Origin of the sequence: Streptomyces sp. NPDC046557 (assembly GCF_040645975.1) — a bacterium.
In the GTDB taxonomy this organism is placed as follows: domain Bacteria; phylum Actinomycetota; class Actinomycetes; order Streptomycetales; family Streptomycetaceae; genus Streptomyces.
In genome coordinates, this window is sequence record NZ_JBEYZH010000028.1 from 41,039 (window position 1) to 66,203 (window position 25,165).

The 25,165-nt window shown below is 72.6% G+C and carries 24 protein-coding genes and 1 pseudogene; 15 read left to right on the forward strand and 10 right to left on the reverse strand.

Going from position 1 to position 25,165, the window contains the following annotated elements; all coding sequences use genetic code 11:
* Positions 1-89: 89 nt before the first annotated feature.
* Complete coding sequence (locus ABZ934_RS29625) at positions 90-581, forward strand: hypothetical protein (RefSeq protein ID WP_361318962.1); 492 nt, start codon at positions 90-92, stop codon at positions 579-581.
* A gap of 38 nt (positions 582-619) precedes the next feature.
* Here the strand turns inward: ABZ934_RS29625 and ABZ934_RS29630 are convergent, their stop codons facing one another.
* Genes ABZ934_RS29630 through ABZ934_RS29640 form a run of 3 tightly spaced genes read right to left on the reverse strand, consistent with a single transcriptional unit; the run spans position 620 to position 2,998 of the window.
* The gene (locus ABZ934_RS29630; protein WP_361318964.1) at positions 620-1,396 is read right to left on the reverse strand and encodes an enoyl-CoA hydratase/isomerase family protein; all 777 of its coding nucleotides are present in this window, start codon (positions 1,394-1,396) and stop codon (positions 620-622) included.
* Positions 1,393-1,839: an OB-fold domain-containing protein gene (locus tag ABZ934_RS29635; RefSeq protein WP_361318966.1), complete on the reverse strand. Its 447-nt coding sequence runs from the start codon at positions 1,837-1,839 to the stop codon at positions 1,393-1,395. The genes ABZ934_RS29630 and ABZ934_RS29635 overlap by 4 nt, the downstream gene beginning before the upstream one ends.
* A 7-nt stretch (positions 1,840-1,846) precedes the next feature.
* A complete protein-coding gene (locus tag ABZ934_RS29640; protein WP_361318968.1) occupies positions 1,847-2,998 on the reverse strand; it encodes a lipid-transfer protein in 1,152 nt (383 codons plus the stop codon).
* Between the two features lie 94 nt (positions 2,999-3,092).
* Here ABZ934_RS29640 and ABZ934_RS29645 point away from each other — a divergent pair, with 94 nt between their 5' ends.
* A complete protein-coding gene (locus ABZ934_RS29645) occupies positions 3,093-4,988 on the forward strand; it encodes a FadD3 family acyl-CoA ligase (protein ID WP_361318970.1) in 1,896 nt (631 codons plus the stop codon).
* 16 nt (positions 4,989-5,004) lie between these two features.
* Here ABZ934_RS29645 and ABZ934_RS29650 read toward each other — a convergent pair whose 3' ends face one another.
* The 4 genes from ABZ934_RS29650 to ABZ934_RS29665 form a co-directional block, all read right to left on the reverse strand.
* A complete protein-coding gene (locus tag ABZ934_RS29650; RefSeq protein ID WP_361318972.1) occupies positions 5,005-5,730 on the reverse strand; it encodes a methyltransferase domain-containing protein in 726 nt (241 codons plus the stop codon).
* Between the two features lie 31 nt (positions 5,731-5,761).
* Entirely contained in the window at positions 5,762-6,718 is a 957-nt protein-coding gene (locus ABZ934_RS29655) for a DUF4232 domain-containing protein (RefSeq protein ID WP_361318974.1), read from the reverse strand.
* A gap of 234 nt (positions 6,719-6,952) precedes the next feature.
* Positions 6,953-7,144 (reverse strand): hypothetical protein, encoded by a 192-nt coding sequence (locus ABZ934_RS29660; RefSeq protein WP_361318976.1) that lies wholly within the window; start codon positions 7,142-7,144, stop codon positions 6,953-6,955.
* 169 nt (positions 7,145-7,313) lie between these two features.
* A complete protein-coding gene (locus tag ABZ934_RS29665) occupies positions 7,314-10,394 on the reverse strand; it encodes a BTAD domain-containing putative transcriptional regulator (protein WP_361318978.1) in 3,081 nt (1,026 codons plus the stop codon).
* 143 nt (positions 10,395-10,537) lie between these two features.
* Between ABZ934_RS29665 and ABZ934_RS29670 the strand changes: the two genes are divergently transcribed.
* Both ABZ934_RS29670 and ABZ934_RS29675 read left to right on the forward strand, forming a co-directional pair.
* Positions 10,538-11,755 carry an amidohydrolase family protein gene (locus tag ABZ934_RS29670; protein ID WP_361318980.1) on the forward strand — a complete coding sequence of 406 codons (1,218 nt, stop codon included), beginning with the start codon at positions 10,538-10,540 and terminating at the stop codon, positions 11,753-11,755.
* 143 nt (positions 11,756-11,898) lie between these two features.
* A complete protein-coding gene (locus ABZ934_RS29675; RefSeq protein WP_361318982.1) occupies positions 11,899-12,744 on the forward strand; it encodes a trypsin-like serine protease in 846 nt (281 codons plus the stop codon).
* Positions 12,745-12,828: 84 nt separating this feature from the next.
* Here ABZ934_RS29675 and ABZ934_RS29680 read toward each other — a convergent pair whose 3' ends face one another.
* The gene (locus tag ABZ934_RS29680; RefSeq protein ID WP_361318984.1) at positions 12,829-13,269 is read right to left on the reverse strand and encodes an NUDIX domain-containing protein; all 441 of its coding nucleotides are present in this window, start codon (positions 13,267-13,269) and stop codon (positions 12,829-12,831) included.
* 271 nt (positions 13,270-13,540) lie between these two features.
* The gene (locus tag ABZ934_RS29685; protein WP_361318986.1) at positions 13,541-14,047 is read right to left on the reverse strand and encodes a hypothetical protein; all 507 of its coding nucleotides are present in this window, start codon (positions 14,045-14,047) and stop codon (positions 13,541-13,543) included.
* Positions 14,048-14,527: 480 nt separating this feature from the next.
* Between ABZ934_RS29685 and ABZ934_RS29690 the strand changes: the two genes are divergently transcribed.
* From ABZ934_RS29690 to ABZ934_RS29740, 11 genes and pseudogenes are all read left to right on the forward strand, one after another.
* Entirely contained in the window at positions 14,528-15,475 is a 948-nt protein-coding gene (locus tag ABZ934_RS29690; RefSeq protein ID WP_361318988.1) for a TIGR03619 family F420-dependent LLM class oxidoreductase, read from the forward strand.
* Positions 15,476-15,535: 60 nt separating this feature from the next.
* Complete coding sequence (locus tag ABZ934_RS29695) at positions 15,536-16,321, forward strand: SDR family NAD(P)-dependent oxidoreductase (protein ID WP_361318990.1); 786 nt, start codon at positions 15,536-15,538, stop codon at positions 16,319-16,321.
* Between the two features lie 122 nt (positions 16,322-16,443).
* Positions 16,444-17,565, forward strand: coding sequence for an LLM class flavin-dependent oxidoreductase (locus tag ABZ934_RS29700; protein WP_361318992.1), 1,122 nt, complete (start codon positions 16,444-16,446; stop codon positions 17,563-17,565).
* Between the two features lie 104 nt (positions 17,566-17,669).
* Positions 17,670-19,409 carry a D-aminoacylase gene (locus ABZ934_RS29705; protein WP_361318994.1) on the forward strand — a complete coding sequence of 580 codons (1,740 nt, stop codon included), beginning with the start codon at positions 17,670-17,672 and terminating at the stop codon, positions 19,407-19,409.
* Positions 19,406-20,881, forward strand: coding sequence for an aldehyde dehydrogenase family protein (locus ABZ934_RS29710; RefSeq protein ID WP_361318996.1), 1,476 nt, complete (start codon positions 19,406-19,408; stop codon positions 20,879-20,881). The genes ABZ934_RS29705 and ABZ934_RS29710 overlap by 4 nt, the downstream gene beginning before the upstream one ends.
* A 141-nt stretch (positions 20,882-21,022) precedes the next feature.
* A pseudogene (locus ABZ934_RS29715) lies at positions 21,023-21,333 on the forward strand (amino acid transporter); the annotation flags it as partial.
* 74 nt (positions 21,334-21,407) lie between these two features.
* Positions 21,408-21,698, forward strand: coding sequence for a hypothetical protein (locus ABZ934_RS29720; protein WP_361318998.1), 291 nt, complete (start codon positions 21,408-21,410; stop codon positions 21,696-21,698).
* Between the two features lie 77 nt (positions 21,699-21,775).
* On the forward strand, positions 21,776-22,597 hold the full coding sequence (locus ABZ934_RS29725; RefSeq protein ID WP_361319000.1) for a DUF4239 domain-containing protein: 822 nt from the start codon (positions 21,776-21,778) through the stop codon (positions 22,595-22,597).
* Between the two features lie 41 nt (positions 22,598-22,638).
* Positions 22,639-22,974, forward strand: coding sequence for a hypothetical protein (locus ABZ934_RS29730; protein WP_361319002.1), 336 nt, complete (start codon positions 22,639-22,641; stop codon positions 22,972-22,974).
* 87 nt (positions 22,975-23,061) lie between these two features.
* Complete coding sequence (locus tag ABZ934_RS29735) at positions 23,062-24,045, forward strand: DJ-1/PfpI family protein (RefSeq protein ID WP_361319004.1); 984 nt, start codon at positions 23,062-23,064, stop codon at positions 24,043-24,045.
* 56 nt (positions 24,046-24,101) lie between these two features.
* Positions 24,102-24,722 carry a cysteine hydrolase family protein gene (locus ABZ934_RS29740; protein ID WP_361319006.1) on the forward strand — a complete coding sequence of 207 codons (621 nt, stop codon included), beginning with the start codon at positions 24,102-24,104 and terminating at the stop codon, positions 24,720-24,722.
* A gap of 156 nt (positions 24,723-24,878) precedes the next feature.
* Here the strand turns inward: ABZ934_RS29740 and ABZ934_RS29745 are convergent.
* Positions 24,879-25,165 (reverse strand): phosphatase PAP2 family protein (locus ABZ934_RS29745; RefSeq protein WP_361319008.1); only part of this gene is annotated, 287 nt, incomplete at its 5' end.

The following is a 25,165-nucleotide window of genomic DNA, read 5'->3' on the forward strand; positions in this document are numbered from 1 at the left end:
ACGTGCGGACGGGGGCGCCCGCATCCCGGGTGGGGCGTCCGGGGGGCCTGGTAGCGTGGCGCGCCGTTGTCCAGGGGGAGGAGTCGGCCATGGCGGTCGGACGTCGCATCAGGTTCGGCGCGGTGCTCCTGGGGGTGGTGTTGGCGCTCACCGGGTTCTCGTCCGGCCACAAGAGCGGGCACAAGAGCAGTGGCGGGGGCGGCTGCTCCAGCTCCAGCTCCAGCTCCAAGAACAACAGGAGCAGCAACAGCTACAACAACCGCAACACCACCCGGGGCGGCAGCGGCTCGACGGCCAGTCCCACCCCCACGCCCACCCCCACCGGCGCGCCGGCCCGCGCCGAGGTCGTCACCTGCGCCGGCCCCGCCACGCCGAAGGCCACCGTCCGCGTCACCTCCCTCGCGAGCGCGGAGCGCACGGTCGAGGTCCCGATCACCTTCGAAGGCGCGTCGGGGACCGTCGAGCGCACCTCCGGCCGGGTGACGCTCAAGAAGGGCGAGACCCGCACCATCGAGATCCCGCTCGGCAGCTCCGCGAAGGCCGCCCAGGTCACGAGCTGCCGGCTCGGCCGCGTCACCTGACCGGCCGCGCCGGCCGCGCCTACCGGAACCGACCGCGCCTACCTGACCCGGGGCTCGGGCGCCGCGCGGCGGGCGGTGAAGAGGGCGGCCTGCTCGGCCGGGGGCAGGTTCCCCAGGGCGATCAGGGCCGGCGCCTGGTCCAGGGCTTGGCGCAGCGCCGCCCGCTTGGCCGACCACAGGGCCCGCACCGTGCCCTGGACGGCCGCCGTCGGGAAGCCGGCCAGCGTCCGCGCCGACCTCAGGGCCGCCGCCGCGAGTTCCCCGGGCTCGACCAGCTCCGAGACCAGCCCGATCTCGTACGCCCGCCGCGCCGAGAGCCGCTCGGCCGTCCCCATCAGGGACATCCGGGCCACCTCCCCGAACGGCATCCGCTGGGCCATGTAGACCGCCTCGTACGCGCTGACCATCCCGTATGTGGTGTGCGGGTCGAAGAACGTCGCGGACGACGAGGCGACGATGAACTCCGACTCGCCCAGCAGGTAGAACGCCCCGCCGCACGCCATGCCGTTGACGGCCGCGACCACCGGTTTCCACAGGTCGTTGGCCTTCGGGCCGATGGCCAGCAGCGGGTCGTCGACGGAGTACGGGGACGCGGGCTGGGGCACCGACACATCCCGGTCGATGCCCGTGCAGAACGCGACCGTGCCCGCCCCCGTCAGCACCACCGCCCGTACGTCCTCGTCGTGCCGGAACAGCCGCCAGACGGCGGCGAGTTCACCGGCCGTCGCGAGATCGATCGCGTTGTGTCGGCGCTCCCGGTCCAGGGTGACGACCGCGACCCCGCTCGCCCCGTCCCGCTCCACCCGAACCGTCACGGCCGCTCCAGGACCCAGCGCGGCACGCTCATCCCGCCCGTCTCGGTGAACACCACCTGCACCCGCGCCCCGATCCGCAGCCGGGCCGGATCGACCGAGTCCAGCGGGGCGTCGGCCGAGGCGACCAGGTTCCCCGCCAGCCGGATCGGCGGAGCCTCCGCCAGTTCCACCAGGATGACGTTGTACGGGGCCTGCGCCGCGTAGGCCGGCAGTAGCGGCGGGTGCGGTCGCACGTACGACCAGATCCGGCCCCGGCCGCTCATCAGCCGCCACGCGGAGTCGAACGACCCGCAGTGCGGGCAGCACGGCCGCGGCGGGAAACGGAGCCGGCCGCAGTCGGCGCAGGACTGGACGCGGAGTTCGCCCCGGGCGGCGTACTCCCAGAACGGGGCCCCGTCTTCGTCCGGGACCGGGAGGAGGAGGCTTTCGGCGTGCGCGGTCATGGTCGGGTCAGCTCCTCAGCAGGATCGCGGACGTCGGGACACCCTCGCCCGCCGTCACCAGGCAGGTCGCGGCGTCCGGCACCTGGGCGGTAGAGATGCCGCGCAGTTGCTTGACGCCCTCGTTGATCAGGTTGAAGCCGTGCACGTAGGCCTCCGACAGGCCGCCGCCGCCGGTGTTGATCGGCAGCCGGCCGCCCATCTCCAGCGCTCCGCCCTCGGTGAACGCGGCCCCCTCCCCGCGCCCGCAGAAGCCGTAGCCCTCCAGGGACAGCGGGATCAGGGGGGTGAACGCGTCGTAGATCTGCGCGACGTCCACGTCCTGGGGCCCGAAGTCGGCCTGCTTCCACAGGTGGCGGGCGGCCGTCCACGCCGGACCGGACAGCGGGTCGTCGTTCCAGTAGTTGACCATGCCGTGGTGCTGCGCGGGCAGGCCCTGAGCGACGGAGTGGACGTAAACCGGCTTCTGGCGGCAGTCCCGCGCCCGCTCCGCGGACACGATGACGCAGGCCAGCGCGCCGTCCGTCTCCAGACAGTTGTCGAAGAGGCAGAGCGGCTCGCTGATCATGCGGGAGGTCATGTACATCTCGCGGGTCAGCGGCCGCTCGTACATCACCGCGGCGGGGTTCTCGTTGGCCCGGTTGCGGCAGGCCATCGCCACGTTGAAGAGGTGGTCGCGGGTGGCCCCGTACTCGTGCATGTAGCGGCGGGCCAGCATGCCTATCTCGTCGGCCGGGCGCAGCAGCCCGAAGGGGCGGGTCCACTGGCCGGGGGTCGGCAGTTGCACGGTCGTGTTCTTCCAGGGGCGCGGCCCGGAGCCGCGCTTGCGCGAGCGCCAGGCGACGCCGACGGACGCCTGGCCGGTGGCGACGGCGGCGGCGAGATGGCCGACCGTGGCGCAGGAGCCGCCGCCGCCGTAGCCGACCTTGGAGAAGAAGGTGACATCGCCGGCGCCGATGGACTTGGCGACCTCGACCTCGTCGGTCTCCTCCATCGTGTACGAGGCGAAGGCGTCCACCTCGGACGGTGCGATGCCGGCGTCCGCGAGCGCCGCGAGGATCGCGCGGCAGGCCAATTCCTTTTCGCTGCCCGGCAGCCGTTTGGCAAAGGCGGTCTGGCCGATGCCGACGATTGCCGTAGCGTCCTTGAGCGTTGCCGCCATCGCCACCTCCGGGTGCGCGCCAGTGCTGACAGCCGCGAAGGCTACAGCTAATCTGACGGATAGTCAGCTACTGGTACGGGGAGGGCGACGAGCCATGGGCGAGGAGCAGCACGCGAGGCACCGACAGGACGACGCCCGGCCCGGCGGCGACGAGGTGTCGGCCGGGGCAGGCGGGGCCGGTGGGGACGGCGGGGCGGCAGACGGCACCCCGGACGGCGCCGGGCCGGGCGCCGTCCGTGCCGCCGCCGCCGACGACGCCGAAGACGCCGGCCCCGGCGCCGCCCGGGCCCGGGACGTCATCCCCGCCGCCGCCCGGGGCGGGGGCGTCGTCTCCGTCGCCGACGCGGCCCATCCGGGAGACGCCGTCCAAGCCACCGATGCCGGCGACCCCCGCGGCGACCTGCGTTGGGGCACCGTAGCGGGCCTCGTGCGTGACGCCGCCGCCCGCTACGGCGATCGGGAGGCGGTCGCCGACGGCCGCGTCCGCGTCAGCTACGCCCGGCTCGGCGCACGCGTCGAACGCGCCGCGGCCGCCTGCATCGCCGCCGGCGTCGAACCCGGCGACCGCGTCGCCGTCTGGGCACCCAACAGCCTCGACTGGATCGTCTCCGCCCTCGGCGCCGTCTCCGCGGGTGCGGTCCTCGTCCCCCTCAACACCCGTTTCAAGGGCGCCGAGGCGGCGTACGTCCTGCGGCGCAGCCGGGCCCGACTCCTCTTCATCACCGGCACCTTCCTCGGCACCTCCTACGTCGCCTCCCTGCGCCGCGCCGCCGCCGAAGGCCACGGCAGCGGCCCGCTGCCCGGCCTCCCCCACCTCGAACAGGTCGTCGTCCTCGCCGAAGACGCCCCCGAGGCGTTCCGCACCTGGAAGGACTTCCTCGCCGGCGGCGACCCCGTACCGGCCGGGGCCGTCCGCGAGCGCGCCGACTCCCTCCGCCCCGACGCACCCTCCGACATCATCTTCACCTCCGGCACCACCGGCAGCCCCAAGGGCGCTGTCATCACCCACGCCCAGACCCTGCGCTGCTACGACGTGTGGAGCGAGCTCGCCGGACTGCGCGAAGGCGACCGCTACCTGATCGTGAACCCGTTCTTCCACACCTTCGGCTACAAGGCAGGGATCATCGCCTGCCTGATGCGCGGGGCGACGATGGTCCCCCAGCCCGTCTTCAACGTCGACACCGTCCTCGCGAACGTCGCCGCCGAGCGGATCTCCGTCCTCCCGGGCCCGCCCACCCTCCACCAGTCCCTCCTCGACCACCCCCAGCGCGGCCACCACGACCTGTCCGCGCTGCGCCTGGTCGTCACCGGCGCGGCCGTCGTCCCGCTCCGGCTCGTGGAGCGGTTGCGCGGTGAACTGCGCATCGCCACCGTCCTGACCGCCTACGGGCTCTCCGAGGCCGGCGGCATCGTCACCATGTGCCGGCGCGGCGACCCGCCCGAGGTCATCGCCGCCACCTCCGGGCGCGCCATCCCCGACACCGAGGTACGGATAGCCGACGAGAGCGGCGCCCCGGCGCCGGTCGGCACCCCCGGCGAGGTGTGGGTGCGCGGCCACCACGTCATGCGGGGCTACTTCGAGGACCCGGACGAGACGCGGCGCGCGATCACCCCCGACGGCTGGCTGCGCACGGGCGACGTCGGCGTCCTCGACCCCGCCGGGAACCTGCGCATCACCGACCGGATCAAGGACATGTTCATCGTCGGCGGGTTCAACGCCTACCCCGCCGAGATCGAGCAGCTCCTCGGCCTGCACCCGGACGTCGCGGACGTCGCGGTGGTCGGCGTCCCCGACCCGCGCCTCGGCGAGGTCGGCAAGGCGTACGCGGTCCGCCACCCCGGCTCCACCCTCACCGCCGACGACCTGATCGCCTGGTCCCGACGGGAGATGGCCAACTACAAGGTGCCGAGGACGGTGGAGTTCGTGACCGAGCTGCCGCGCAACGCGAGCGGCAAGGTCCTCAAGCGAGAGCTGCGCACCCGGACCTAGGGGGTGTCCAGGTGGCTCACGCGGGCGTGCGGGCCAGCACCAGGCGCCAACGCGGAGTCCCGTCGGCCCGGCGCCCGAAGTGCGCCAGCGGGACCGTCTCCACCGTGAATCCCGCCGCGCGCAGATCGGCCCGGACCGGCCCCCACGGGAACGAGCGGTAGTACATGACGAACGGCGGCCGCCACACGGCGTTGCGGACCCGCATCGCCGCGTCGAAGCCGGCCACCGCCCACCACAGCGGTGCCGTCGGCGGGATCGGCGCCCCGATCGGGAAGGCGAACACCCCACCGGGGCGCAGCGTCCGGTGGACGCCCGAGAACAGGGCGGGCCGCTGGGCGGGGAGGAAGTGGCCGAACGCCCCGAAGCTCACCGCCAGGTCGTACGAGTCCGCGAGCGCGTCCGGCAGAGCCAGCGCGTCGGCCCGTACGAGATCGGTCCCCTCAGGGAGGTCCCGCGCGGCCTGCCGCAGCATGCCGGCGCTGAGGTCCACCCCGGTGACCCGGTCCCGGCACAGCCGCCGCAGCAGCGGCAGGCCCGCGCCGGTGCCGCAGCACAGGTCCAGTCCCGAGCCGAAGGAACCCTCGTACTCCGCCAGGGCCTCCTCGACCGCGTCGAGCATCCGGTCCGGGGTGCGGAACGGGGTCTCGTCGAACTTCGGCGCGAGCAGGTCGTAACCGCGCTCGACGGAGGTCAGCGCCTGTACGGCCAGTTCGCGGAGCGTCGGCCCCTGGGAGGTGAACACGCCTCCACCTTAGACGCGTTCCCCGCCGGTCTCACGGTGTGCGCGGCCCGTCCTTCTGCCAGGCGCCGACGCCGAGCCGGCCCGTGGTGCCGAGGTCGAGTTCCGGTGTCACGGTCACGGCCGGGGCCCCCGGTTTCGCCGTCACCCTGACGTACGGCGCGTTCACCGCTTCGCCGGAGCCGGTGGTGTTGCGCCACGCCAGGGGGGCGGAGGCGGACTCGCCCGGGTGCAGTGTCAGCGACGCGGGCGGTGCGTCCCGGCCGATGCCCGAGGCGATCTCGGTGGTGCCGTGCAGGACCTCGATCCCGGTCACCGGCTTGCGGTTCTCGTCGAACAGTCTGAGAGCGGGATAGCCGTCGAGCTCGTACGTGCCGGTGCCGCAGTAGGTCAGGTGCAGCCCCACGACGCGCAGTCCCATCGCGGCGTCCCCTTCGTCGGCCGTGACCCGCATCCCCGAGGGCGGGCAGGTGCCCGTCGGGCCGGGCGCTTCGGCAGCCGGAACGGCCCGGACCGTGGAGATCCGCACCCGATACCCCGCCCCGGCCCGCGAACCGGCTCCCGCCCCGGCTCCGGCCGCGGCCCCCGAACCGGCCGTGGCTCCGGCGTCCGCCCGCTCGACGGTGCGCGTGACGCTCTGCCCGGGCCCCACGGACGCCACGGTCTGCCGGACGGTGTCCATGGCCTGGCCGGAGTCGTTCAGGAGGGTGAAGGTGATGGTGTAGGTGAGGGCTTCCGCACCGGAGTTCGTGACCCGGAACGCGGCGCGGTCCGCATCCGGGAAGGGTCCGCACTCCCGGCTGACGAGGCTCACGCCGTCGTGTTCCGCGCCCGTGGGCCGGCCCGCGGGCGGGCTGGGGGCGCAGCTCGGTGCGACGGGGCCGCCGGCCGCCCCGGAGGCCGCGTCGCGCGTTCCGCATCCGGCGAGGAGCACGGTGGCGGCGAGGGCGGCACAGAGGGCGGCCGGTGTGGCGGAGGTGGTGGGGCGCATCCGCCCAGGAGAGCAGGCGCCGATGCGCGTGGCTGTGACGGAGGCCACGCTTCCGGTCACAGGGCCGTCACAAGGACGTGCGGCGGCCGCGGTGGTCCCCCCGGGCCACCGCGGCCGCCGTCCCCCGTACGAGCCCTCGGATCTCCCCCGTACGTATCCCCCCGTACGCATCCCCGTGGGCTTCCCCCGTACGTCCCCCGTGTGTCTCCCCCGTGCGTGCTGTGCTCGCCTCAGCTACGGGCGCGGTACGGACGCGTGGTTGTCCAGCGTCACGATGTCCGCGTCCAGAGCCTTGTCTTCCTGCCCGGGCAGCGGCGTACCGCCCGAGGCATGGTTGTCGAGCGGCGTGATCTCGATGCCCGACGCGTGATTGTCGAGCGGTTTGATGTCGCCGTCGTTCGGCAGGGCGTTCTCGTTCGTCATCATCGGATCTCCTGATGGATGAGTCGGGCCCGTTCGGCGATTCCCCCGTGGACCGCCGAACGGGTAGTCCTCCAGTCGACCCGCGAGCCCCCCCGACCGAGCCGATGTAGCCATGATGGCGTGCGGCGATAAACGAACGATGAACGTCCCGTTCATCTGGCGTCCGCGCAGGTCAGGCCGCCAACTGCGACGCCAGTAACGTACGTACTTCGGCCAGCTCCGCCGAACCCAGTTGCGCGAACACGCTTTCCGCGTCCCGCCAGCACACCCGCGCGCGGTCCCGCTGCCCCAACCGCACCAGTGCCTTCCCCAACACCGTCAGCACCGTCGCCCGGCGCCACTCGCCGCCGATGCCGCGCAGCGCGATGGCCTGCTCGGCGTGCGAGGCGGCCAGCGTCGGCCGGTTGGCCGCCAGATGGGCCTCGGCCAGCCGGAAGTGCGTCACGCCCTCCCACAGCGGTTGCCGGTTCTCGTGGAACAGCGACAGCGCCTCGCCGAGTTGCTCCAACGCCTCCCCGAGCCGGCCCGCCTGGGTGAGCGCGATGCCCAGCGCGTAGCGGCCGTTGGCCAGGCGCAGGGTCAGCCCCATCCGGTCGTAGATGGCGATGCCCTGTTGCGCGAGGTCTATGGCGCTGGTCAGGCGGCCGAGTTCGACGTGGATCCGGGAGAGGTTGCACAGGGCACTGGCCTCGCCGACGAAGTTGGCGTCGGCCCGGAAGTTCGCGATCGCCTCCAGCAGGAACCGCTCGCCGTCGGCGTGCCGCCCCTGGTAGAGCGCGATGATCCCGCGGTCGTTGGGGGCCCAGCAACTGGGCAACGGGTCGTCGGCCTCCCGGGCCAGGGCCATCGCCCGACGCGCCTCGTCGTCGGCCTCCGCGAAGCGGCCCGCCACCAGGTGGACCATCGTCAGCGTGGTCCGGGCCCGGCCCTCGGCGTGCGGGTCGCGCACGCCGCGCGCCGTCTCGCACAGCGCGCGGGCGGCGGACTCGTACTGCTTGGAGTTGGCCCCGGACTCGGTGAGGTCCTTCGCCGCCCACAGCAGGTCCACCGCCCGGCGCAGCACGTCGGGCCGCTCGGCGCCGCGTACGGATGCCTGCCGGACGCACGCCAGCAGCGGGTCCGCCTCCGCGAACAGCCAGTCCAGGGCGGTCCGCGCCTCGGTGAAGACCAGGCCCGGGTGGTGGGTGGCGGACATGTGCGCGGGCAGCCGGTCGCCGGGGCGTTCCAGGGCGTACACCCCGGCGGCGGTGGCGAGGTAGAAGTCGAGGAGTCGGTCGAGGGCGGCGGTGCGCCCGCCCGGCGGCTGCTCGTCGCGGTCGGCGCAGGCACGCGCGTAGAGCCGTACGAGGTCGTGGAAGCGGTAGCGGCCGGGCGCGGCGGATTCGAGCAGGGAGCAGTCGACCAGCGCTTCGAGGAGGTCCTCGGTCTCGTGCTCGGGCAGGTCCAGTACGGCACCGGCGGCCGGGAGCGAGATGTCGGGGCCGTCGGCGAGCCCGAGGAGCCGGAAGGCGCGCTGCTGGGCGGGCTCCAACTGGCCGTAGCCCAGCTCGAAGGTGGCCTTGACGGCCAGGTCGCCGGCCTGGAGCTCGTCCAGCCGGCGGCGTTCGTCGGCGAGCTTCGCGGCGAGGACGGACACCGTCCAGGTGCGGCGGGCGGCGAGCCGGGACGCGGCGATGCGGATGGCGAGCGGCAGGAAACCGCAGGCGCCCACCACGTCGAGGGCGGCCTGCCGCTCGGTGCGCACGCGCTCTTCGCCCACGATGCGGGTGAACAACTGGAGGGCCTCGTCGGGGCTCATCACGTCCAGGTCGACGAGGTGGGCCCCGGCCAGGCCCGACATGCGGACCCGGCTGGTGACGAGGGCGGCGCAGCCCGCGGTGCCCGGTAGCAGCGGGCGCACCTGGGCGGCGTCGCGGGCGTTGTCGAGCAGGACCAGGACGCGTCGGCCGTCGAGGGTGGAGCGGTACAGCGCGGCCCGCTCGGCGGCGGTGTCGGGGATGGTGGTGTCGGGGATGCCCAGCGCCCGCAGGAAGGACCCGAGGACGGCGACGGGCTCGGCCGGGCGGGGCTCGGTGCCCTGGAGGTCGACGTAGAGCTGGCCGTCGGGGAAGTGCGGCCGGGCGGCGTGCGCGACGTGGACGGCGAGGGTGGTCTTGCCGACGCCGCCGATGCCGGCGAGCGCGGAGACGGCCATCACCTGGCCCTCGGCGCCGGCCAGGATCGCGCCGAGCTCGTTGACGAAGGGTGCGCGGCCGGTGAAGTCCGACACGGTCGCGGGCAGTTGCGCGGGGCGTACGGCGACGGGCGCGGCGGCCGGGGCCGGGTCCTCGGCGCGGGCGAGTTCGGCGTCGGCGCGCAGGATGCGTTGCTGGAGCGCGGACAGTTCGGGGCGGGGGTCGACGCCGAGTTCGTCCGCGAGGAGGCGGCGGGTGTCGGCGTAGACGGCGAGCGCCTCGGCCTGTCGGCCGCTGCGGTACAGGGCGAGCATCAACAACTCGCGCAGCCGCTCGCGCAGGGGGTGGGCGGCGGTGAGCGCGGTGAGTTCGGAGACGGCCTCGGCGTGGTGGCCGACCTCCAGGTCCAGGTCCAGGCGGGTTTCCAGGAGCTGGAGGCGCCATTCGGCGAGGCGCGTGCGCTCGGTCTCGGCGTGCGGGCCGGGGACGCCGGCGAGGGGTTCGCCGTCCCACAGGTCCAGGGCGCGGGCGAGCAGCGTACGGGCGAGGACGCGGTCACCGGCGGCACGGGCCTTGTCGGCGTCGGCGGCGAGGGCGCGGGCGACGCCTAGGTCCAGGGCGGCGGCGTGGTGCAGGCGGATCGCGTAGCCGCCGGCGTCGGTGACGAGCAGCCCCGGGTCGAGGACCTTGCGCAGGCGCGACGCGTACGTACGGATGGTGGCGAGGGCCTGCTGCGGCGGCTCCTCGCCCCAAATCGCGTCGATGAGTTCGGGCGCCGTGGCGGTGCGGCCGTCGCGGAGCAGGAGCGCGGCGAGCAGGGCGCGCTGCTGGGGGCTGCCGGAGGGCAGCGACTCGGCGCCGCGCCAGGCGCGGACGGTGCCGAGGACGGCGAAGCGGTTGCCGGGGTCGGGGGCGGTGGTGTCGACAGTGGAGGGCTCGGCGGGCTCGGCGGGCTCGGCGGGGCGGACGGGGCCGGCGGCGGGGGTGCCGGCTGAGGTACGGGTGCCTGCGGTGGTGGGGGACATCCGCGCCGCCTCGGGGTGGTTCCGCTGGTGCGGGATGGCCGGTATGCCGTCCATCTGTCGTCCCCCCTGCCTTCCGTCGGTGTAAGGGCCAGTCTGCCCTGTCTTGCACGTACCCGTCAGCCCGCAGCGGAGTGATCCCCTCCCGGCCGACGCACAACTAGCTGACGATCCGTCAGTTCGGCGCTACCGTAGTCGTCATGGAGACCTTCCCCAAGATCATCTCGGTGGACGACCACACGGTGGAGCCCCCTCACGTCTGGCGGGACCGGCTCCCGTCCAAGTACCGCGACATCGGGCCCCGCGTCGTCCGCGCCCCGTTGAAGGAAATGACCTTCCTCGGCGGAAAGTTCGCCCCCCTTATGGGGGCCGAGGGCGACGACGGGCCCATCGGCGACTGGTGGGTGTACGAGGACCTGCACCGGCCGCTCACCCGTCTCGACACGTCCGTGGGATACGACCGCGACGAGATCAAACTGGAAGTCATCACCTACGAGCAGATGCGCCCGGGCTCCTTCTCGGTTCCCGAGCGACTGGCCGACATGGACGTCAACCACGTCCAGTCCGCCCTCTGCTTCCCGACGTTTCCCCGCTTTTGCGGGCAGACCTTCACCGAGGCCGCCGACCGGGACCTGGGGCTGCTCGGCGTACGGGCGTACAACGACTGGATGGTCGAGGAATGGTGCGGCCCCGACGCCCACGGCCGCCTCATCCCGCTCACCCTCGTCCCCCTCTGGGACGCCCGACTCGCCGCCGCCGAAGTCCGCCGCAACGCCGCGCGCGGGGTGCGGGCCGTCGCCTTCTCCGAGATACCCCCGCACCTCGGACTCCCCTCTATCCACACCGACGAGTGGGACCCCTTCCTCCAGGCGTGCGACGAGACCGGCACGGTCATCGCCATGCACATCGGCTCCTCGTCCCGGATGCCGTCCACCTCGGCGGACGCCCCGCCGGCCGTCGGCTCCACCATCACCTTCGCCAATTGCTGCTTCTCGATGGTCGACTGGCTGATGAGCGGCAAGTTCGAGCGCTTCCCGAACCTGCGGATCATGTACGCGGAGGGCCAGATCGGGTGGATCCCGTACATCCTGGAACGCGCGAACGTGGTGTGGGAGGAGAACCGGGGCTGGGGCGGGGTGGCGGACAAGGTCCACCGCCCGCCGTCCGAGCTGTTCGCGGAACACGTCTTCGGCTGCTTCTTCGACGACGCCTTCGGGCTGCGGAACCTCGACGCGATCGGAGTGGGCAACGTCCTCTACGAGACCGACTACCCGCACTCCGATTCCACCTGGCCGAAGTCCCGCGAGGTCGGCGAGGCCCAGATGGGGCACCTCGCGCCCGACGTGGTGGAGCGCATCGTCCGCGGCAACGCCATCGACCTCCTCGGCCTGACCCCGGAGGGGCTGTGGGCGGGGTGAGCGGGTGATCCGTCGGCCCGCGCGCGTCAACACCCTCCTCCCGATGATGGGATGGTAGAGCCCGGGATCTCGGCGGGGTCCGGCCCTTGCGGCGGCAGGGGCGCCAGGGCATGCTTCGCCAGAGCAAAGTGGGGAGGGTGGCGGTGGTGGACAAGCGGACCGTGGTGACCGCGGTGCTGTGCGGGGTGGCGGCGCTGGGCGCGTCCGCGGCCATGACGACGGTGGTGCCGGCCGCGGACGGGACGGCTACGGCGCATCCGAAGTCGGCGCCCTCGGCGGCGGTCTCGGCGAAGCCGCCGTCGCGGTCGCAATCACCGAAGCAACCCCAACTGGCCAAGCCGCCCCGGCCGAACTCGACACCGGTGATCCCGCGCCCTGGAGGGCCGTCCGCCTTCACCGGCGCGCTGTTCGAGGGCGGTCTGGACGGTGATCACTTCTGCACCGCGACCGTCGTGCACAGCCCCGGCCGAAACCTGATCGTCACCGCCGGGCACTGCCTGGTGGCGGGCAAGGGGGGAGTGGGCAGCGCCGTCTTCGCGCCCGCGTACGCGAACGGGAAGGCGCCGTACGGTACGTGGAAGCTCGAAGAGGTCTACGAGGACGAACGCTGGACGGACGACGGGAACGACGACTACGACCTCGCCTTCGCCCGCCTCGCCCCCGACGCCTCGGGCCGCAACATCGAGGACCTCACGGGCGCGGCCGTCCTGGACACCTCGGGCCGCACCGGCGAGGAGGTCACGGTGACCGGCTACCCGGCCGACCGCAAGGTGCCCCGTACCTGCACGGCGGTGTCGATCCGGGAGAAGGCGACCGAGCAGCGCTTCGACTGCGCCGACTTCCCCGGCGGTACGAGCGGCAGCGCGTGGATCGCCCGGGACGGGAAGATCGTCGGCATCCTGACGGGCGGCGATACGGACGACGTCTCCACGAGCACGGTGCTGGGGGAGTACGCCGCTTCCCTGTACGCCCGCGCGACGACGGGCTGAACGCCGGACCCCCCGGCGGGCCGGCGGGTGGGGCGGTCGGGGCGCTGGGTTCTTCGGCGCTCAGGCGCTCAGGCGCTCAGGCGTTCAGGCGATCAGGCCGAGGTGGACGGGCCGGGTGGAGGCGCGGGCCAGCAGCTCGTTCAGCCGCGGCGGCCAGAGGGGCTCCCCGAGGGTGGCCAGCGCGTCCTGGGAGAGCCAGCGCCAGTGGGCCTCGGGGTACTCCGGTACGGGGTCGCGGCGGGGGCCGGTGGTGACGTAGATGTGCTCGTGCTGGCGGACCGGTGTGCCCTGGTACGTGAAGTCGTGCTCCCAGGTGCAGAGCAACCGCTGCGGCTCCAGGTCGGTCCACCCGGTCTCCTCCCGCAACTCCCGCCGCACGCACTCCTCGGGACTCTCCCCGGGGTCGATACCCCCGCCGGGCGGGAGCCAGTGGATGCCGACTTCGATGTTGTTCTCCCGGAAGAGGAACACGGATCCAGTCGGGGAGAGTACGACAATTCGCGCTGCCTGACGTGGAGTTCTCATCAGATCAGAGTACGTCGGAAGGGGCGGGACGGTACCGCTGTGGGGCGGGGTGATCGGGCGGGTGGGGTCTCGGGGGCGGTGTCCCCCCGGGCCGGGATCAGGGAGGTGCTGGGGGCGTCCCGGCGGCCGCAGGCCGGATGGGAGGCTCCAAGCTCACTGGGCCCGGCGCGCGTGCCGCCGGCAAGGGCAAGAATGACGACGTGGGCAGCGCCCCACAGATGACGCGCAATTGTCCGGCGGGTCGCTCCACCGAATGGAACGCGAGGGGAGGCTAGGCCGGGCGCTTCGCCAGGACCGAGCCGAAGAGCATGACTCCGGGAAGAATGCCGGCGACGAGCGCGATGAGGGACGCGGAGGAACCGTAGGCACTCAGCGCCAGTCCCACCACGCCACAGAACGACATCCCGGCGGCCAGCCACCGCATGGACGGCAGCCGCCAGACGGCGGCCAAGCCGAAGAAGTGGAGACCGACCACCAGCGCGATCCAACCGACCGTCGCCTGCCGGGCGTGAAGAACCGGATTGAGCACGATGAGGCCCGCCGCCCCGACGACCACCTCGGCGGCGACGACGTAGCGGTAGTTCCGTCCGAAGTCCGTCGTGGCATCTGTGGCTACCGGTACGGCCCTGCCGGCGCGGCGCAGTACGGCCACCAGGGCGACGAATGCGGCGACCCCGAGGACGCGGAACACGATGGCGGCCGCCATCGGCAAGGCGGCGGCGTTCACCATGATGAAGATGAACCCGAATATGCCACCGATGAGTCGTGCCCTGGTCATGGCGCCAGTATCACTGATTTGGATCATGTGACCAATTTCGTTGCGCAGCACCTCCATCCGCGCTCGGACGTCCCTGTCCAGCGCGGCGATCGGCGCCGGGGCACGTCAGCCGTTCCACGATCCGTGGCGGCCTATGACCGGCCCCGGACGGGTCGCGGACGCCTGCCAACGGGAGTGCGTAGCGATCTGTCGCGCCGGTGGGTGGGTCCCCTCGCTGCGCTCGGGGCTTTCCGGGGCTCCGCCCCAGGCCCCGCGCCTCAAACGCCGGCGAGGCTTGAATGGACCGTTCCGCCCCCAGAACCTCCCTGATCCCGCCCCCGGGGGGACACCGCCCCCGAGACCCCGCCCGCCCGACCACCCCCGGACCGCATCCCGTCGCCCCGACCCCTTGCTTGACGGGTCGTCAGCTACGACGATGCCCCGAGCCGGTATCACGCATCGGCGGACGCAAGCCCCAGACGAAGGCGAGGTGGTCACGGCATGGCGCGCGTGTTCACGGAGGGCCGGCTGGCATACGGGATGCAGCTCCCGATCCAGTCGCAGAGCACCCTGTACGCCGAGGCCTGGGAGGCCGCGGCCACCGTCGTCGACCTCGCCGAGGTGGCCGGGGCCGCCGATCGGGCCGGGTTCGGCTACCTCGCGACCTGCGACCACGTGGCCATCCCGCGTCGCCTCGCCGGCGCGATGAGCACCGTCTGGTACGACCCGGTGGCGACCCTGGCCTACCTCGCCGGGATCACCGAGCACGTGCGGCTGCTCAGCCACGTCGCGATCGTCGGACTGCGCCACCCCTTGATCACCGCCAAGCAGTACGCCACCCTCGACCACCTCTCGGGCGGCCGGTTGATCCTTGGCGTCGGGGCCGGGCACGTGGCCGAGGAGTTCGAGGTGCTGGGCGCCGACTTCGCGCGCCGCGGGGTCGTGCTCGACGAGACCCTGGACGCCCTGCGTGCCGCCCTCGGCCGCGAGGAGTACCCGGAGTTCGAAGGCGAGCGGTTCTCCTTCAAGGACCTCGGGCAGCTGCCCCGGCCCGCCCAGGCGCGGATCCCCGTGTGGGTCGGCGGTTCGTCGCCCGCCGCCGTGCGCCGGGCCGCCGTGCGCGGCGACGGCTGGCTCCCGCAGGGCGACCCGCGCGGCGAGCTCCCCGCCCGGATCGCCCGTATCCGGCAGCTCCGCGAGGCGGCCGGGATCACCGAACCCGTCGAGTTCGGCACGATCACCGAGGCGCTCTACGTCGGCGAGCCCGCCTGGGCCACCGGCCGCCGCACCCTCACCGGCAAGGCGGAGGCGCTCGCCGAGTCCCTGCGGGAGTACGCGGCTCTGGGCGTCGACCAGATCCAGGTGCGCTTCCGCAGCCGTGACCGCGCCGAACTGACCGATCAGATCACCGCTTTCGGGGCCGAGGTGGCCCCCCTGCTCAACGACTGACGACTGACGACCGACGACCGACGACCGACGACCGACGACCAAGAGACTGGGAGCACCGGCATGGGCAAGTTGGAGGGACGCGTCGTCCTCATCACCGGCGCCGCGCGCGGCCAGGGCGAGCAGGAGGCCCGCCTCTTCGCCGCCGAGGGGGCGAAGGTGCTGCTCGGGGACGTACTCGACGATCAGGGCGCGGCGGTCGCCAAGGAGATCGGCCAGGACCGGGCGCGCTACATACGGTTGGACGTGAGCCGGGAGGAGGACTGGGCGGCCGCCGTCACCGCCGCGAAGGAGACCTTCGGCCGGGTCGACGGGCTGGTCAACAACGCCGGCATCCTGCGCTTCAACGAGCTGACCGCGACCCCGCTGGAGGAGTTCGAGCAGGTGGTGCGGGTCAACCAGGTCGGTTGCTTCCTCGGCATCAGGGCGCTCGCACCCGAGATCGAGGCGGCCGGCGGCGGGACGATCGTCAACACCTCCTCCTACACCGGCCTGACGGGCATGGCGTACGTGGGCGCGTACGCCGCGACCAAGGCGGCCGTCCTGGGGCTGACGCGCGTCGCCGCGCTGGAGCTGGCCGCGAAGAACATCCGGGTCAACGCGATGTGCCCGGGCGCCGTGGACACCCCGATGGCCAACCCGGGGCTGCTGGACCCGGCGGGGATGACAGAGGAGGCCCGGGACGCGATGGCGGACCTCTACAAGCGGGTGGTCCCGCTGGGGCGGGTGGGGCGGCCGGAGGAGGTCGCGAAGCTCGCGCTCTTCCTGACCGGCGAGGACTCCTCGTACATCACGAGTCAGCCGTTCGTCATCGACGGCGGCTGGACGGCCGGGGTGAGCCTCCTCTAGCCCGTGGGGGCCTCACCGTTGCCTGATGGTGCGTCAGGTATTGACGCCCCCGGCACGCGATGGAACAGTCGGCTTCATCGATATCTGACACTACGTCAGAAAACTAAGGACGGTGACCCCCCTTGGAATTCGGGCTCTTCGTGCAGGGATACGTGCCTGAGGCGCGGTCCAAGGTCGACCCCCAGGCGGAGCACAAGTCGCTGATCGAGGAGACCGAGTACGTCATCCAGGCCGACAAGTCCGGCTTCAAGTACGCCTGGGCCTCCGAGCACCACTTCCTGGAGGAGTACTCGCACCTCTCCGCGAACGAGGTGTTCCTCGCCTACCTCGCCCACGCCACCGAACGCATCCACCTCGGCTCCGGCATCTTCAACCCGCTCGCACCGGTGAACCACCCGGTCAAGGTGGCCGAGAAGGTCGCCATGCTCGACCACCTCTCCAAGGGCCGCTTCGAGTTCGGCACCGGCCGCGGCGCGGGCAGCCACGAGATCCTCGGGTTCCTCCCCGGCATCACCGACATGAACCACACCAAGGAGATCTGGGAGGAGACCATCGCGGAGTTCCCCAAGATGTTCCTCCAGGAGGAGTACGAGGGGTTCCGGGGCAAGCACTGGTCACTGCCCCCGCGCAAGATCTTTCCCAAGCCGTACGGCAAGGCGCACCCCGCCATGTGGTACGCCGCCGGGTCGCCGTCCTCGTACGCGATGGCCGCGAAGAAGGGCCTCGGGGTCCTCGGCTTCAGCGTGCAGAAGGTCTCCGATATGGAGTGGGTGCTGGAGCAGTACAAGACCGCCATCCAGGAGGCGAAGGCCATCGGCGCCTTCGTCAACGACAACGTGATGGTCACCTCGACCGCGATCTGTGCCGAGACCCACGACAAGGCCGTCGAGATCGCCGTCAACGCGAACATGAACCGGTTCCAGTCGCTGGTCTTCCGCTACCACGACACCTTCCCGCGCCCCGAGGCGATCCCGCAGTGGCCCGAGACACTGCCCGAGTACAACGCGGAGATCATCGAGCTGCTGATCGCCGAGGAGCTGCTGATCTGCGGCGACCCGTCCGAGGTCCGCGCCCAGTGCAAGCGCTGGGAGCAGGCCGGCGCCGACCAGTTGTCCTTCGGCCTGCCCACCGGGGTGTCGTACGAGGACACGATGACGACCATCAAGCTCATCGGCGAACACGTGATCCCGCACATCGACACGGACCCGGTGCACCGCACGACCCGCTTCCGCCAGGCCGTCTGACCGGGCTTTCCTCGGCCTCGCCGGCAGCTGCCACCGGCGGGGCCGACGTGTCGGCGGGGCGCCGGTGGCAGTGATCACGTCACGGAAGAAGGAGCCTCAGCGTCATGCTCGACCACCTGATCGAGGGAGCCACCGTCGTCGACGGCACGGGCGCGCCCGCGTACGTCGCCGACATCGGCATCCGGGACGGGCGGATCGTCGTCATCGGCGAACCCGGCACCGTCACCGAGCCGGCCCGGACCGGCGAGGACGCCACCGGGCTCGTGCTGACCCCCGGGTTCATCGACCCCCACACGCATTACGACGCCCAACTGTTCTGGGACCCGTACGCCACCCCCTCCATGAACCACGGCGTCACCACCGTCGCCGGCGGCAACTGCGGCTTCACCCTCGCCCCCCTCAACCCGGCCCGCCCGGACGACGCCGACTACACGCGCCGCATGATGAGCAAGGTCGAGGGCATGGCCCTGGCCGCCCTGGAGGAAGGCGTCGACTGGACCTGGTCGACCTTCGGCGAGTACCTCGACGCGCTGGAGGGGCGGATCGCCGTCAACGCCGGCTTCATGGTCGGACACTGCGCGCTGCGCCGGCACGTCATGGGCGAGGACGCCATCGGCGGGCAGCCCACCGACCGGCAGATGCGGCAGATGCTCGACCTCTTCCACGACGCCATGAACGCCGGCGCCTGGGGCCTGTCCACCACCCAGTCCGCCACCCACTCCGACGGCTCCGGCGCCCCCGTCGCCTCCCGGCACGCGAAACCGGCCGAACTCCTCGCCCTCTCCCGGGCGGTCGCCGAGCACGAGGGCACCCAACTGGAGGCGATCGTCGCCGGCTGCCTCGACCAGTTCTCGGACGCGGAGATCGACCTGTTCGTGGAGATGAGCGCCGCCGCCGGACGCCCCCTGAACTGGAACGTCCTCACCATCGACGCCTCTGTCCCCGAACGCGTCCCGCGCCAGCTGATCCCGAGCGAGCGGGCCCGTAGGGCCGGTGGTCGGATCGTCGCGCTGACCATGCCGATCCTCACCCCCATGAACATGTCGCTCGGCACCTTCTGCGCGCTGAACCTCATCCCCGGCTGGGGCGAGGTCCTCGCCCTGCCGGTCCCCGAGCGGATCGCGAAGCTCCGCGACCCCGACGTGCGCGCCGAGATGCTGCGCCACGCCGACAGCAAGGAGGCCGGGGTCTTCCGCCGCCTCGCGAACTTCGGCCGCTACGTCATAGGGGACACGTACAGCAAGGAGAACGAGGGCCTGTCGGGCCGGGTCGTCAATGACATCGCGGCCGAACGCGGCCTTGACGCCTTCCGCTGCCTGGTGGAGATCTGCGCCAACGACGACCTGCGCACGATCCTGTGGCCCATGCCCACCGACAACGACCCGGCGAGCTGGGCGCTGCGCGCCGAGACCTGGCAGCACGAGGACGTGATGCTCGGCGGCTCCGACGCGGGCGCGCACCTGGACCGGATGTGCGGGGCCCCGTACACGACCCGCTTCCTCGGCGACTGCCTGCGCGGCCGCAAGCTGGTGCCGCTGGAGCAGGCGGTACGGATGCTCACCGACGACCCGGCGCAACTGTTCGGGCTGCGCGGGCGCGGGCGGATCGCCGAGGGCTACCACGCGGACCTGGTGCTCTTCGACCCCGAGCGGATCGAGGCCGGTCCGGCGACGCTCGTCCACGACCTGCCCGGGAACAGCCCGAGGCTGGACGCGCGGGCGGTCGGGATGGTGTCCGTACGCGTCAACGGCGTGGAGACGATCCGCGACGACCAGGTGACCGGCGCGATCCCGGGCACCGTGCTGCGCTCGGGCCGCGACACGAGGACGGTGAGCACGCGATGAACGCTCCGCAGCGGCTCTACATCGGGGGCGAGTGGGTGGAGCCCGCCGGCGGCCACTACGAGGTGGTCAACCCCGCCGACGAGTCGGTGGTCGGTCTCGCCCCCGAGGCCACCCGCGCCCAGGTGGAGGAGGCGGCGCGCGCGGCGGCCGACGCCTTCGAGGGCTGGTCCCGTACGAGCCCCGAGGCGCGCGCGGCGGTCCTGGACCGGGCGGCGGACATCATCCAGCGGGAGTACGAGCCGTGGGCGGCGCTTGCCCAGGCGGAGACGGGCGCGACGACGGGCATCGCGCGGGGCATGCAGGTGGGCGTCGGGGTGGCCCGCTTCCGCCGCTACGCGAAGGGCGCCCTGGAACCGGTGGAGCGGGGGCTCCCGCCGCAGGTGACCGAGGCCGGCCCGATGGGTGGGGCGAGCGTGCTGGGCGCGCTGGAGTTGCGCCAGCCGGTCGGCGTGGTCACTTGCATCACCTCGTACAACAATCCGTGGGCCAACCCGGCCGGCAAGGTGGCCCCGGCGCTGGCCATGGGAAACACGGTGGTGGTGAAACCGGCCCCGCAGGACCCGCTGTCGGTGTTCAAGATGGCCGAGGCGCTGCACGAGGCGGGGGTCCCGGCGGGCGTCGTCAACGTGGTCTCGGGTGCCTCGGTGGAGGTGGGCGAGGCGGCGGTGGACTCCCCGTACGTGGACATGGTGTCGTTCACCGGCTCCACCGGGGTCGGGCAGCGCATCGCCGAGGTGTGCGGCCGCTCCATGAAGCGGCAGCTGATGGAGCTGGGCGGCAAGGGCGCGGCGGTGGTGCTGGACGATGTGGACGCCGCCGGTCTCGACGCGGCGGTGGCGGGGATCGGCACCACCTTCTCCTTCTACAGCGGCCAGATCTGCACGGCCCCGACCCGGGTGATCGTGCACCGGTCGGCGTACGGGGCGCTGGTGGAGAAGCTCACCGGCCATCTGGCGTTCATGAAGGTGGGCGATCCGGGGGTGCGGGGCACGGTGGTCGGCCCGGTGATCTCGGCGGCGCACCGGGACCGGGTGGAGTCGTACGTGGAATTGGGCCGCAAGGAGGGCGCGCGAATCGCGTACGGCGGCGAGCGCCCCGCGGTGGGGGACGGCCGCGGCTTCTACGTCGCCCCGACGCTGCTGGTGGACTGCACGAACGACATGCGGGTGGTGCGGGAGGAGATCTTCGGCCCGGTGGTGGTGGTCGTGCCGTTCGACGGGGGCGAGGACGAGGCGGTGGCACTGGCCAACGACAGCGACTTCGGGTTGCTGAGCTACGTGTGGTCCGGGGACCCCGCGAGGGCCTTCCGGATCGCGCGGCGGCTGCGGGCGGGCGGGGTCGGCGTGAACACGATCGGCCGGAACATGGAGGCGCCGTTCGGGGGCTTCAAGCGGTCCGGGGTGGGACGGGACGTCGGTTCGTACGCGCTGCACGCCTACAGCGAGGTCCAGTCGATCGTGTGGGCGGGGTGAGGACTGTTTCGGCTCGGCCTCGAAGTCGGCGCAGATCTCCCGCCTGATCTCTTCTCCCGACTTCAACCGGGAGAGCACTTCAATGCCTGACCTCCTCGGTCGGCTCCACGGCCGGCGAGGTCGGCGTCCAGAGGCCCGCGGTGTGCCTGGTACTTCCGGCGCGAGCTGCGCGACTCCGCCCGCGACCTGCTCTTCAAGGGCGTCTTCCCGGTCCTGGGCGGCCTGCTGCCGGCCTCCGTCTTCTGCAAGACGCTGGTCGACATGTGGAACCCGGCCTACGGTTCCGGGTCGACCGTCTTCGGCGTGGGCGGCGTCTTCATCATCGGCGTCGGCCTGCTCGTCCTCGGCCTGGTCGTCATGCTCGTCATGCTCGTCACCGAACGCCAAGCCCCGCCTTCTTCCGGGGCGAGGTGCTGACGAAATCGACGCCGGCGCTGGTGGTCGAGGACTGATCGGTCCGAGGGAGCGTCGTCCTCGGCTACGCCCGGCGAGTGACCCCTCGCGCGGTGGGGTCGTTGGGCCCGGCATGAACCCCATCAAGCGCAGCCTCGCCGCCCTGATCCTCACCGGAGGTGCGGCCCTCGCCCTCACTCCCACCCTCGCCCACGCCGACGAGCCCGCCGCCCAGGCGCCCCCGATCACCGAGCGCGTCGGGGACATCGTCGACCACCCCGCACACGCCGTGCAGGACACCAAGACGGCGGTGGGCGTCACGACCTCGGTGGCCGGCAGCGCGACCAAGGCCACCGGCAGCTCCGTCGGCGGCGCCGGCTCCGCGTTGGCGGCCGGGCTGCCGAAGGCCCCGAAGGTGGGCTGAGTCGAGGGCCGCTGCCCCAACGGTGGGCGCGCCCGCGGCGGCCGTCGCCGCGGGCGGGCGCACTCGTTGAGTCACACATGATCCTCTGGTTACTCAACAACCTCAGTACGTTCGTCTTGGGCGTCCTGCTCGTGGGCGGTTTCACGGCCCTCGCGGTGGCAGGCAGCGTCGCCGCCCGGCGGCGCTTCCCGCACCTGGCGGCCGGCGAGCACAACGAGATGGTCGGGGTCGCCCTCGGCATGTTCGGCGCGATCTACGGAATCATCCTCGCGTTCGTCGTCGTCACGCTCTGGACGCAGTTGGAGAACACCCAGACCGTCGTCGCCAACGAGGCCACCGACCTGGCCCTGGTCGTCCGCAGCGCGGAGGCGTTCCCGGTGGCCGACCGGGCCAAGGTGGACCGGGCGGTGGGCGCGTACGTCCACGCGGTGGTCGACGTCCAGTGGCCGATGATGCGCGACGGCAGACCCAGCTTCGACGCGACCGCCGAGCAGACGCACGCCATGTACACGGCTCTCCAGGCGTACGAACCCGCCGGCCCCCGCAGCGAGACCTTCTACCAGGAGGCCGCGAGCCGCCTCAACGACGTGGCGGCGCAGCGCAGGGCGCGGATCACGATGGCGGAGACCTCACTGCCGACACTGTTGCAGGTGCTGGTGTACGGCGGTGCGCTGGTGATCCTGCCGCTCACGTTCCTGTTCGGGTTGCGGAGCCTGAAGATGCAACTGCTGTTCGTGTCGGCGGTGGCGGCGCTCATCGGCTTCAGCCTGCTGCTGGTGATGGTCCTGGACCGGCCGTTCGCGGGAGACCTGAGCGTCAGCCCGGCCCCGTACAAGGAGGCGGCGCTGGCCCAGTTCTGGGCGGAAGGCGCGCCCGCAGGGCCCGGGTCCGGGCCCTAAAAGCAGGTGCGGGCGGGGGGCGGGCGGCCTAGCGTGAGGCGGTGAGCAGCGACTATCCATTCGCCGATGGGCACAACCTCGTCTGGGACCTGACCGGTTTCAGTCCCGACGAGGAGATGGTCGAGTCCGTCACCCTCACCCGGGACCAGTTCCTCGCCATCCGGCACCTGTTCGTGCTGGGTGACGACCCCTGGATGGTGGCCGGTGAGTACCGTGTCGCGCCGGGCCTGTGGCCCCACCTGCGGCAGGCCGTCCCGGGTCTCGGCTTCCAGCGTGATGCGGACTACTACCTCGGCGCCCGTCAGGCCCTGCCTGACGGGCGTTTTTGGCGTCCCGCGGTCGGTGTGACCGCCCCCGGGCCGATTCCGCCCCCTTAGGGGGCCGCTCCGAGGAACGGTGGGCGTGGCCGGATGTGACAGAACCGCGTCATTGCCGCCATCCGGGGGTCGGGTGAGGATGGGGGCATGTCCACGAACCGCCGCGTCGTCATCGCGGTCTTCCCCGATGTCGACCTGCTCGACGTCACCGGCCCGGCCGAGGTGTTCGCGCTCGCCAACCGGGAGACCGGGGGGCGGGCCGGGTACCGGGTGGAGCTCGCGGGGCCGTCGGCGGGGGTGGTGACCACGTCGGCGGGGGTGCGGCTGGTCGCGGACCTCGCGTTCGCCGACGTGGAGGGGGTGTTGGACACGTTGTTGGTGCCCGGCGCCGTGGACCCGCACCCGAACGGGCCGGTCGCCCGGATCGACCGCGACGTGGTGGCGTGGCTGGAGAGGGTCGCGCCGCTCGCCCGGCGGGTGGCCTCGGTGTGTGTGGGCGCGCACCTGTTGGCCGCGGCCGGGCTGCTGGACGGGAGGGCGGCCACCACCCACTGGTCGACCGCTGCCCAACTGGCGGCCGAGCACCCGAAGGTGACGGTCGACCCCGACCCGATCTTCCTGCGGAGCGGGAACGTGTGGACCGGGGCCGGCATCAGCGCCTGCATGGACCTCGCGCTGGCACTGGTGACCGACGACCTGGGGGAGGAGGTGGCGCTGGCGGTGGCGCGGCAGTTGGTCATGTACCTCAAGCGGCAGGGCGGCCAGAGCCAGTTCTCGGTCCCGCTCAGCAGGCCGGCCGCCTCCCGCAGGGACATCGACGCACTGCGGATGCACATCGCCGAGCACCTGGACGGTGATCTGTCCGCCGCGGCGCTCGCGGCGCGGATGTGCCTGAGCGAACGCCACTTCGCGCGGGTGTTCCGCCAGGAGACGGGCACGACCGCCGCCGCGTACGTCGAGGCCGCCCGGGTGGAGGCGGCCCGACGGCTGCTGGAGAGCACCGACCAGCCGCTGGAGCAGGTCGCGACCGCTTGCGGGCTCGGTTCGGTGGAGACGCTCCACCGGGCACTGCGCAAGCAGATCGGCACCACCCCGGCCGCGTACCGCCGCCGTTTCCGCGTCTCTTCCTGATCGATCGGCGCGCCCGCGCCGTGTTGTTTTCCCTTACCGACCCAAGGAGCTTCGCCATGCCCGCTTCCACGACCCTGCGCGCCCTGTCCGGCCTCGACGACGCGCTGCCGCGCCTCGCCGACACCACCCTGATCATGATCGACTACCAGAACACCTACCGCACCGGCGTCATGGCCCTCGAAGGCGCCGAACAGGCCCTCGCGGCCGGAGGCCGGCTGCTGGGGGCGGCGCGTGCCGCGGGGGTTCCCGTCATCCACGTCGTCAACGACGGCGGCGAGGGCACCCCGTACGACATCCGCGCGGAGATCGGCGCGATCAGTGAGGAGGTCGCCCCGATCGCCGGGGAGCCGGTGGTGGTCAAGCAGGTGCCCAACGCCTTCCACGACACCGACCTGGAGAAGACGCTGCGCGAGGCGGGCGCGGGCAAGGAGTTGGTGCTGGCGGGCTTCATGACGCACATGTGCGTCACCTTCACGGCCGAGGGCGCCTTCTACCGCGGCTACCGTCCCACCGTCGTCGCCGAGGCGACGGCCACCCGCGCGCTGACCGGCCCGGACGGGTCCGTCGTGCCCGCCGCCGCGCTCCAGACGGCCGCGCTGACGACGATCCGGGACGTGTTCGGCGTCGTCGCCCCCACCGTTGCCGACCTCACCGACCGGGTGGGTCCGCGGCTGTGATCACGTGGCGGGAAACGCTGCGCCCCTGCTGAAGGAGATCCCGACGCGGCGGGGGCGCGGACGGGGCGGGGCCCCGCCGTAGGGGTCCGCGGTGGTGGGGGCCCGCGGTCGCGGTGTCCGGCGTGCCGGCCGGGCGCCGCGACCGCTCGGGCGCCGTCAGGCCGCCGCGGCCAGGAGCGGGCGGAGCGGGCCGCGGGCCAGGCGGCCGGCGAGGGCCGGCGCGTGACGGCGGACGGTCATGGCCGCGACGGCCGCGACGAGGGCGCCGACGAGAAAGCCGGCGAGTGCGTCGTGCGGGTAGTGCACGCCCACCCAGACCCTGGAGGCGGCCATGAGGACGGCCGCGGCCAGGGCGGCGGCGCCGAGCCGCCGCGATACGTAGAGCAGCGCGACGGCGGCCGCGGCGGCGAGGGCGGAATGGTTGCTGGGGAACGACCAGTCGC

Coding starts and splice junctions, on each gene's coding strand:
- ABZ934_RS29625 (WP_361318962.1), top strand. CDS start 90: ATGGCGGTCGGACGTCGCATCAGGTTCGGCGCGGTGCTCCTGGGGGTG.
- ABZ934_RS29635 (WP_361318966.1), bottom strand. CDS start 1,839: ATGACCGCGCACGCCGAAAGCCTCCTCCTCCCGGTCCCGGACGAAGAC.
- ABZ934_RS29640 (WP_361318968.1), bottom strand. CDS start 2,998: ATGGCGGCAACGCTCAAGGACGCTACGGCAATCGTCGGCATCGGCCAG.
- ABZ934_RS29645 (WP_361318970.1), top strand. CDS start 3,093: ATGGGCGAGGAGCAGCACGCGAGGCACCGACAGGACGACGCCCGGCCC.
- ABZ934_RS29655 (WP_361318974.1), bottom strand. CDS start 6,718: ATGCGCCCCACCACCTCCGCCACACCGGCCGCCCTCTGTGCCGCCCTC.
- ABZ934_RS29660 (WP_361318976.1), bottom strand. CDS start 7,144: ATGATGACGAACGAGAACGCCCTGCCGAACGACGGCGACATCAAACCG.
- ABZ934_RS29665 (WP_361318978.1), bottom strand. CDS start 10,394: ATGGACGGCATACCGGCCATCCCGCACCAGCGGAACCACCCCGAGGCG.
- ABZ934_RS29670 (WP_361318980.1), top strand. CDS start 10,538: ATGGAGACCTTCCCCAAGATCATCTCGGTGGACGACCACACGGTGGAG.
- ABZ934_RS29680 (WP_361318984.1), bottom strand. CDS start 13,269: ATGAGAACTCCACGTCAGGCAGCGCGAATTGTCGTACTCTCCCCGACT.
- ABZ934_RS29685 (WP_361318986.1), bottom strand. CDS start 14,047: ATGACCAGGGCACGACTCATCGGTGGCATATTCGGGTTCATCTTCATC.
- ABZ934_RS29690 (WP_361318988.1), top strand. CDS start 14,528: ATGGCGCGCGTGTTCACGGAGGGCCGGCTGGCATACGGGATGCAGCTC.
- ABZ934_RS29695 (WP_361318990.1), top strand. CDS start 15,536: ATGGGCAAGTTGGAGGGACGCGTCGTCCTCATCACCGGCGCCGCGCGC.
- ABZ934_RS29705 (WP_361318994.1), top strand. CDS start 17,670: ATGCTCGACCACCTGATCGAGGGAGCCACCGTCGTCGACGGCACGGGC.
- ABZ934_RS29710 (WP_361318996.1), top strand. CDS start 19,406: ATGAACGCTCCGCAGCGGCTCTACATCGGGGGCGAGTGGGTGGAGCCC.
- ABZ934_RS29720 (WP_361318998.1), top strand. CDS start 21,408: ATGAACCCCATCAAGCGCAGCCTCGCCGCCCTGATCCTCACCGGAGGT.
- ABZ934_RS29725 (WP_361319000.1), top strand. CDS start 21,776: ATGATCCTCTGGTTACTCAACAACCTCAGTACGTTCGTCTTGGGCGTC.
- ABZ934_RS29735 (WP_361319004.1), top strand. CDS start 23,062: ATGTCCACGAACCGCCGCGTCGTCATCGCGGTCTTCCCCGATGTCGAC.
- ABZ934_RS29740 (WP_361319006.1), top strand. CDS start 24,102: ATGCCCGCTTCCACGACCCTGCGCGCCCTGTCCGGCCTCGACGACGCG.